This is a genomic window from Rhodococcus sp. ARP2 (assembly GCF_001029585.1).
GTDB lineage: Bacteria > Actinomycetota > Actinomycetes > Mycobacteriales > Mycobacteriaceae > Rhodococcus_F > Rhodococcus_F erythropolis.
The window spans coordinates 1-8,655 of the sequence record NZ_LEKE01000091.1 but is presented as its reverse complement, the minus strand read 5'-3'; the positions used below and the strand labels follow the sequence as shown (position 1 = coordinate 8,655).

Below are 8,655 nucleotides of genomic sequence, written 5' to 3'. Positions count from 1 at the left end.
CGGCAATCCATCGAAGTGAATCAGTGACGCGCGAGCGAATCACTCGCCACCCACGGTCGCCCCTAGGCAAGCCCGCGGGCTTCCTCCACTTCGCTCCACTCGCCCCTCCACTTTCCTCCACCCTGGTCGAACTGCAACGCACGACCAGACCTCGTCCCGCTCACGTCTATTCGAAAACCGCGCTTGTACTGCGATTTTGCTTGGGGGAGCGACAAATCGTGGCGTGAAGGGTCGATATGACGGCGGTGTGGGCCGGGACACGGTTGCAAATTTCCCCCACGTATCCCCACCTGCGCTGACCTGCTATTTATCAGCAAATGATGCTGAATAGGGACCATGTGCTCCTTGTTTGTGGGGGAAAGTGGGGTACTGTGGGTTCGGGCGGAGAGCTGAAGCACGATCCGCTCGATAGGGAGGGTTTCAGCGCAAGCTCGCAGGAGGTGTCGAGTGTTCCTCGGTACCTTCACGCCGAAGCTCGACGACAAAGGTCGGCTCACGTTGCCGGCAAAGTTCCGAGACGAACTGGCAGGAGGATTGATGATCACCAAGAGTCAAGATCACAGCCTCGCCATCTACCCCCGGGACGAGTTCGTCAAGCTTGCTCGAAAGGCAGCGGCAGCTCCACGCAATGATCCGGCAGCTCGGGCGTATGTACGTGCCCTGGCCGCCGGTACAGATGAACAGCACGCCGATGCCCAGGGGCGAATCACCCTCTCGGCTGATCATCGGCGTTACGCAAACCTGTCCAAGGAATGCGTAGTGACCGGCTCCGTCGATTACCTCGAGATCTGGGATCTAGCAGCCTGGGAGAGGTATCTCGGAGACAACGAAGAGGACTATTCGCAGGCAACAGGCGAATCTCTCAGCGAGATCGTCTAGGCGAAGAGCCCCCGGCGAATGCCGCGAGGCCTCTGCCCGGAAAGACCCTGACGCACTTCCCCAGCGCCAGGTTCTCCTTCGGGCAGGGACCTCGAAGCATTCGCCTTCTCGAACAGTCATCGCCTTCTCGGAAAGTCAGCACCTTTTCGAAAAGTCATCGGAAATCATGAAAGTAGGAGCCGGAGCAATCATGGTGGATCACGAGGTGAACGAACCCTCGGATGCCGATGGCTTCGCGCACGTCCCCGTACTTCTGCATCGTGCCGACGATCTTCTCGGCCCTGCCATCACCGCCGTCGGTGACGGTGGCGAAGGCGCATACATGATCGATGCGACGTTGGGGCTCGGAGGCCACTCCGAATTCTTCCTCGGCAAGTACCCGGGCCTTCACCTCATCGGTCTCGATCGCGACACCAACGCACTCCGCATCGCTTCCGAGCGTCTGGCGCCATTCGCGGACCGAACCACGTTCGTGCACACCACGTATGACGGGATCGAAGACGCGCTCGAACAGGCAGGTCTGCCGTCGACGGAGTCGGTTCACGCGATCCTCTTCGATCTGGGTGTGTCGTCGATGCAGTTGGACGAAGCCGACCGAGGTTTTGCGTACTCGATCGACGCCCCTCTCGACATGCGGATGGATCAGACGGTCGGGCTGACCGCGGCAGAGGTCCTGAACACCTACAGTCACGGCGACCTTGCTCGCATTCTGAGCACGTACGGCGAAGAGCGGTTCGCCGGAAAGATTGCGTCCGAGATCCTTCGGCAGCGTGAGCGTGAACCATTCACCACCAGTGCAGCTCTGGTCGAGTTGCTGTACCGAACAATCCCGGCGGCCACGCGGCGTACGGGTGGACACCCGGCCAAGCGCACCTTCCAAGCGCTGCGGATCGAAGTCAATGCCGAGTTGGATTCGCTTCGTGCGGCCGTTCCTGCCGGGCTTGATGCACTGGCAGTCGGTGGGCGAGTGGTGTTCATGTCCTACCAGTCGCTTGAGGATCGAGTTGTGAAGGCGGAGTTGGTTCCCCGCTCGAAGTCCACCAGTCCTGAAGGTCTACCGGTCGAGTTGCCGGGTATGGGGCCGGAGTTCCGCATTCTCACCCGTGGCGCAGAACGTGCGTCTGAGCAGGAAATCGAAGAGAACCCACGATCAGCTCCGGTGCGTTTGCGTGCCGCAGAACGCATTTCCAGGAGGCGGGCATGAGTCGTCAGGGCAAATCCGGTGCAGCGCAACGCGCATACGACAAGCGCACCGCACGGGCGGCAGGCCGGACCGGAACTGCCGCTGCTGTCGGCCCGTCGATCTCTCCTCGGGCGATGCTCAAGGGACGGGTACCGTTCGTGGCCTCCGTTATCGGACTTCTGTCCATCGGTCTCGCGGTGACTCTGCTGCTGACCACTCGCGCTGCCGAGGATTCGTACCAACTCAGTGATGCACGTGCATACAACCAGTCTTTGGTCGAGCAGAAAGCCGCGCTCGAACGTGACTTCCAGTCGCGTAACTCGGCTCCGGAGTTGGCAAATCAGGCAAGTGCTCTCGGCATGGTCCCCGCCAAGGACCCTGCACGCCTGGTAGTTCATCCGGATGGTTCGGTCGAGGTCGTCGGAACGCCGACTCCCGCGACTGCCGGCGCGATGCCGCCGCTCGATGCGCCAACATCGGTGCCCGCACCGACCGCGACACCGCCGCGCACCACAACGCCGGTTGTTCCTGGAGCCACGCCGAGCGTTCCGAATAACACGCGAAACCTCGCGCAGAGTGAACAATTGGTTCCTGTGATCCCCACGACGACAGCACCCGCCACCACGACGGCGGTGCCTGCTCCGCCTGAGGAACGTCGGTGAGTCAGAACTCCCGTAACAACCCCGGTCGGCGTCCGCGCCGCTCGGCCACTGCCTCATTTCCGTTTCGTCAGCGAGTCGGTCGTATCACCATGTGTGGTGCGCTCGCCGTTGCGGCATTGCAGCTCTTGTGGATTCAGGGAATCGATGCGCCGAGCCTGGCTGCGGAATCTGCGAATCAACGAACCACGACGCAGGTCGATCCGGCCGTACGCGGCTCGATAACCGATCGCAACGGAAACCCCCTCGCGTTCACCATGGAAGCCAAGGCGCTGACTTTTCAGCCGGTGCGAGTACGCAAGGAACTCGAGGAAGCGCGCGCGAAGAGCATCGAGCAGGGCGCCGAGGGTGACAAGCAGGCGCCGGAAGTCAGCGATCGCCTCGCCGAGATCGCTGCCGGAATCCACGCCAAGCTCGGCGATACCGTTCCGGAAAAAGATCTGCTTCAGAAGATGAACAGCAACGAGACTTTCACGTACCTCGCTCGCAGCGTGGATCCGGCGGTTGCTGCCGAGATCTCGGACAAGTTCCGGGAGGTCGGCCTCGAGCGGCAGGACATCCGCGAGTACCCCGGTGGCTCTCTGGCAGCGAATCTCGTCGGCGCGACCGGCTGGGACGGGCACGGTTTGCTCGGCCTCGAAGATTCGATGGACTCCACGCTCGCCGGAACCGATGGATCCGAAACGTACGACCGCGGTTCCGACGGCGCTGTTATCCCTGGTAGCTGGCGTGACAAGCAACCGGCCGTCAACGGTTCGGGCGTCGAGCTGACCATCGATTCGGACCTCCAGTTCTACGTTCAGCAGCAGGTCCAGATCGCCAAGGACAAGTCGGGCGCCAAGAACGCTTCGGTTGTGGTCATGGACTCCAAGACGGGACAGGTGTTGGCCATGTCCAACGACAGCACCTTCAACCCCGCGATCGGCATCGACAAGAACGCGCCGACAGCCGAAATGGGCAATCCGTCGGTCAGTACGCCGTTCGAGCCCGGATCGGTGAACAAGATCGTCACCGCAGCAGCGGCCATCGAGGACGGCAAGACAACTCCGGACGAAGTTCTGCAAGTCCCGGGCAGCATCACGATGTCCGGTGCCACAGTCAAGGATGCGTGGGATCACGGTGTGGCCCCGTATACCTCTACCGGTGTGTTCGGAAAGTCCTCGAACGTCGGCACCTTGATGCTCGCTCAGCGAGTGGGCGAGGATCGCTACGCAGACATGCTGAACAGGTTCGGCCTCGGACAACGCACCGACGTCGGACTTCCCGGCGAGAGCGCGGGCAGCGTCCCGAGTCGCGATCAGTGGTCCGGCGGAACCTTCGCGAACTTGCCGATCGGGCAGGGTCTTTCGATGACAACCTTGCAGATGACCGGGATGTACCAGGCCATTGCCAACGACGGTGTGCGAATTCCTCCGCGAATCGTGAAGTCGACTGTCGATTCTTCCGGCACTCGGACCGAGACGCCGCAGCCCGAGGGTGTCGAGGTGGTCAGCGCCCAGACAGCGTCGACGGTTCGGGACATGTTCCGGTCGGTCACTCAGGAAGACACCGGCAACCAGCGAGGAACTGGTGTTGCCGCGGGCGTCGAGGGATACCAGGTCAGCGGAAAGACCGGCACCGCGCAGCAAGTGGATCCCGCGTGCAAGTGCTATTCCAACTCCAACTACTGGATCACCTTCGCGGGAATCGCGCCCGCGGACAACCCCCGATTCGTGATCGGAATCATGCTCGACGCACCGGTTCGCGGTGTGGACGGCGGCGGCGGTCAATCGGCAGCACCGTTGTTCCACAACATCGCGTCGTGGATGCTGCAGCGTGACAGCGTTCCGATGTCGCCGGACCCCGGTCGCAAGTTGGTGTTGCAGGCGGACTGATTGCGGTGTGTCGGTTTCGACAGGGTCTTCGGGTGAATCCCGGACACGGTAATCTCAAACGTCGCAGTAACCTCATTCATCGCAGTACGCCGAACTTTGCTTGCGCTGCGACCGCCAAGAACAACGACAATTGCCAGGAGTCGAGTGACAGTGCCGAATCGTTTGCAATCGTCGAACTCGGACGGCGCTCCCGGGACGCGTCCGACACAACCGGTTGCTACCGCGATCACGGCGCTCTCCGAACTGTCCGGGGCTCGCCTCGAATGGGTCGGGCAACCGGGATCACAGTCGTCGGAGGTCGTCGTCAAGGGCGTCGACCTGCGTGCGCAGGGAATCGTGGCCGATGACCTCTTCGCCGCTCTGCCCGGTGCCAGGACGCACGGCGCTCAGTTCGCCGTCGACGCTCTGGGGCGCGGTGCGACCGCGATCTTGACCGACGAGGCCGGCCTCGAATTGATCGAGGCCGCCGGCAAGGCGCCCGACCGGTCCGTCCCGGTTCTCGTTCATCCGAACCCGCGGGATGTGCTCGGTGAGATCTCAGCGGAGATCTACGGCCGGCCATCGGAGAAGATGCAGGTCGTCGGCATTACCGGCACATCCGGCAAGACGACGACGTCGTACTTGCTCGAAGCGGCGATTGCCGGAGCCGGCCGCAAGCCCGGTCTGGTTGGCACCATCGAGACTCGGATCGACGGCCGACGGGTACCCAGCGCTCTGACCACGCCGGAAGCTCCGCAACTCCATGCTCTGTTCGCCGTGATGGCAGAGCAGGGGATCGATACCGTCGTCATGGAGGTGTCCAGTCACGCGCTCGCTCTCGGACGCGTCGACGGCATCCGCTTCGACATCGGCGCGTTCACCAATCTTTCGCAGGACCACCTGGATTTCCATCGGGACTTCGAGGAGTACTTCCAGGCCAAGGCTCGGCTGTTCGATCCCGAGTCGACGGTGCGAGCCGAGCATGCCGTCGTCTGCGTCGACGACGTATGGGGTCGACGGATGGCTGAGTTGGCCGCGACCGACGAGAGCGATGCGGTGACCACGGTCTCGACCTCGACGGCCGAGGCCGAGTGGAAGGTCGGCGCCGTCGAGGTTGCCGAGGACGGCTCGCAGACTTTCGAGTTGGTCGGGCCGGACGGACAATCGTGGCCCGTCTCGCTTCGCCTCCCCGGTCGATACAACGTGGCCAACGCAGCCTTGGCACTGACTGTCAGCTTCGCGGCCGGACTCGATCCGGACGCTGCTGTTCGAGCACTCGGAACGGTGGATGTCCCCGGACGGGTCCAGCGGATCGACCGTGGGCAGAGCTTCCTGGCAGTGGTCGACTACGCCCACAAACCGGCGGCACTCGAAGCCGTGATCGCCACCCTGCGCAATCAGGTTCCCGGCCGAGTGGCTGTGGTCGTCGGTGCGGGCGGGGACCGCGACGCCGGCAAACGCACCCTCATGGGCGAAGCTGGTGCGAGGGGCGCAGACCTGCTGATCGTCACCGACGACAACCCGCGCACCGAGGATCCCGCGAAAATTCGCGCTTCGGTTATGCAAGGCGCCATCGACGTTCCCGAATCCGAACGCGGCGAGATTCGCGAAGTGGGGGACCGGGCGCTCGCGATCGAGCAAGCAGTCCGGTGGGCGCAGCCAGGCGACGTAGTACTGGTGGCAGGCAAAGGCCACGAAGTGGGTCAAGAAATCGACGGGGTCAAACACCCATTCGACGACCGCGAGGTGTTGGGCGAAATGATCGGCCGATTCGCGATCAACACAGCACATGGAGGCAAGCAATGATCCCGATGACGCTCTCTCGGATCGCCGAGATCGTCGGAGGAACCCTGCATGACGTCGACGATCCGTCGACTCAGGTGACAGGAACCGTCGAATTCGATTCGCGCAAGGCTGGTCCAGGTGGACTGTTTCTCGCACTCCCCGGCGCACGCGTCGATGGTCACGACCATGCGGAAGCGGCGGTGGCCGCCGGTGCGGTGGCGGTGCTAGCAGCGCGGCCGGTCGGGGTTCCGGCGATAGTTGTCCCGTCGGTACCGAACGACGGTCCGAGCGCTGTGATGTTGCTCGAACATGACACAGACGGATCCGGGGCTGCCGTCTTGCATGCCCTCGGCCTCCTGGCCAGGGCCGTGGTCGACGAACTGGCAGCAGAGGGGTCGGCTTCGGGGGGCGGGCTGACGCTGGTCGGTGTCACCGGTTCGGCAGGCAAGACCTCGACCAAGGACCTGATTGCGGCGCTGCTTCGCGAGCGCGGTGAGGTGGTCGCCCCACCAGGCTCGTTCAACAACGAACTGGGTTTGCCGTGGACTGTGCTCCGCGCCGACGAGAAGACCCGCTTCCTGGTCCTCGAGATGTCGGCCCGTGGGGTCGGTCACGTCGGCGAACTGACCAAGATCGCGCCGCCGAAGATCGGCGTCGTTCTCAATGTCGGCACCGCCCATCTCGGTGAATTCGGTTCGCGTGAAGCGATCGCGGTCGCCAAAGGTGAACTGGTGGAAGCACTCCCGTCGGCTGCCGACGGTGGAGTTGCGGTCCTCAACGCCGACGACCGCATGGTCGCCGCAATGGCGAGTCGAACCAAGGCCCGGATCGTATTCGTCGGCCAGTCCGAAGACTGCGACATTCGGGCGACCGACGTGGTTGTCGACGACCAGGCCCGGGCTTCCTTCACGCTGAACTGTTCACAGGGTTCTGCGCGTATTCGTCTGGCCGTTCACGGCGAACACCACGTGAGCAACGCCCTAGCCGCGGCGGCCGTCGCACTCGAGAACGGCCTCGCGGTTGCAGACATCGCGCGTGTCCTCGAGGGCACGAAGGCAGCGTCCGCGAGGCGGATGGAAGTCACCGAGCGCGCCGACGGCGTCACCGTCGTCAACGACAGTTACAACGCCAATCCCGATTCCATGCGCGCTGCGCTCAAAGCGTTGGTGTCCATGGCGCGATCGGATCGGCACTTCGGGCGCCGTAGCTGGGCTGTGCTCGGTGAGATGGGTGAACTCGGGCCGGAATCGGTCGTCGAGCATGACGCGATCGGTCGCCTTGCCGTCAGACTCGATGTCAGCAAGTTGATCGTCGTCGGAACGGGCCGCACCTCGCGTGCGATGCATCAAGGTGCGGTGATGGAGGGGTCGTGGGGTGACGAGTCCGTCGTCGTGCCCGACGCAGCTGCGGCAATCGCCATTCTCGAAGCGGAACTCGAACCGGGCGATCTCGTCCTGGTGAAGGCGTCCAAGTCGGTTGAACTGTGGACGGTCGCCGAAGCGATTCTGGCCGCAACGCCCAGCGACAACACCGGTGACGCGAACACCGATGGCGAGAACGGCGGGGATTCGCAGTGATCCAGATTCTTCTCGCCGCAGGCATCGCGCTGGCGGTCTCCATCATGCTCACGCCGATCCTGATCAAGGCGTTCTCGAAACAAGGTTTCGGGCAGGAGATCCGAACCGAAGGTCCAGCCAGTCACCAGGCCAAGCGCGGCACTCCCACGATGGGCGGCGTCGCGATCCTGACCGGAATCTGGGCCGGCTATCTCGGCTCACACCTCATCGGTCTCGGCATGGACAACGCGGAGGGACCGTCGGCGTCCGGCCTACTCGTGCTCGGTCTGACCACCGCGCTCGGTGGAGTCGGTTTCCTCGACGACTTCATCAAGATCCGCAAGCAGCGCAATCTGGGACTGAACAAGACAGCGAAGCTGGTCGGCCAGTTCGTCGCTGCCATTGCCTTCGGAATCTTGGCCCTTCAGTTCCGCGGTGACGACGGGCTGACTCCGGGCAGTGTTCATCTGTCGTACGTCCGCGACATCGCCACCGTCTCACTCGGTTCCGTGGTCTTCATCGCCTTTTGCTACCTACTGGTCAGCGCCTGGTCCAATGCCGTCAACCTGACCGACGGCCTCGACGGATTGGCCGCCGGAGCGATGAGTTTCGTTCTCGGCGCCTACGTCATCATCACGTTCTGGCAGTTCCGCTACTCGTGCGAGACGAATCCCGGTAAGGGTTGCTACGACGTACGAGACCCGCTCGATCTCGCGGTGCTCTGCGCGGCCGGCGCCGGC

The 8,655-nt window shown here is 63.3% G+C and carries 7 protein-coding genes; all 7 read left to right on the top strand.

The annotated features are described in order from the left end of the window. The first annotated feature begins 447 nt into the window (after positions 1–447). Positions 448–879, top strand: a complete 432-nt coding sequence (gene mraZ / locus ABX74_RS25265) for a division/cell wall cluster transcriptional repressor MraZ (RefSeq protein WP_003941779.1) — start codon at positions 448–450, stop codon at positions 877–879. A gap of 190 nt (positions 880–1,069) precedes the next feature. After that, a complete protein-coding gene (gene rsmH / locus ABX74_RS25260; RefSeq protein WP_020969860.1) occupies positions 1,070–2,083 on the top strand; it encodes a 16S rRNA (cytosine(1402)-N(4))-methyltransferase RsmH in 1,014 nt (337 codons plus the stop codon). Further along, entirely contained in the window at positions 2,080–2,724 is a 645-nt protein-coding gene (locus ABX74_RS25255) for a hypothetical protein (RefSeq protein WP_020969859.1), read from the top strand. Before rsmH ends, ABX74_RS25255 begins: the two co-directional genes overlap by 4 nt. Further along, positions 2,721–4,595, top strand: coding sequence for a peptidoglycan D,D-transpeptidase FtsI family protein (locus ABX74_RS25250; protein ID WP_020908076.1), 1,875 nt, complete (start codon positions 2,721–2,723; stop codon positions 4,593–4,595). Before ABX74_RS25255 ends, ABX74_RS25250 begins: the two co-directional genes overlap by 4 nt. 150 nt (positions 4,596–4,745) lie before the next feature. Continuing rightward, complete coding sequence (locus ABX74_RS25245) at positions 4,746–6,380, top strand: UDP-N-acetylmuramoyl-L-alanyl-D-glutamate--2,6-diaminopimelate ligase (protein WP_020908075.1); 1,635 nt, start codon at positions 4,746–4,748, stop codon at positions 6,378–6,380. Then, on the top strand, positions 6,377–7,936 hold the full coding sequence (locus ABX74_RS25240) for a UDP-N-acetylmuramoyl-tripeptide--D-alanyl-D-alanine ligase (protein ID WP_047889960.1): 1,560 nt from the start codon (positions 6,377–6,379) through the stop codon (positions 7,934–7,936). The genes ABX74_RS25245 and ABX74_RS25240 overlap by 4 nt, the downstream gene beginning before the upstream one ends. Next, on the top strand, positions 7,933–8,655 hold a 723-nt coding region (locus ABX74_RS25235; RefSeq protein ID WP_047889959.1), incomplete at its 3' end, for a hypothetical protein. The genes ABX74_RS25240 and ABX74_RS25235, both read left to right, overlap by 4 nt.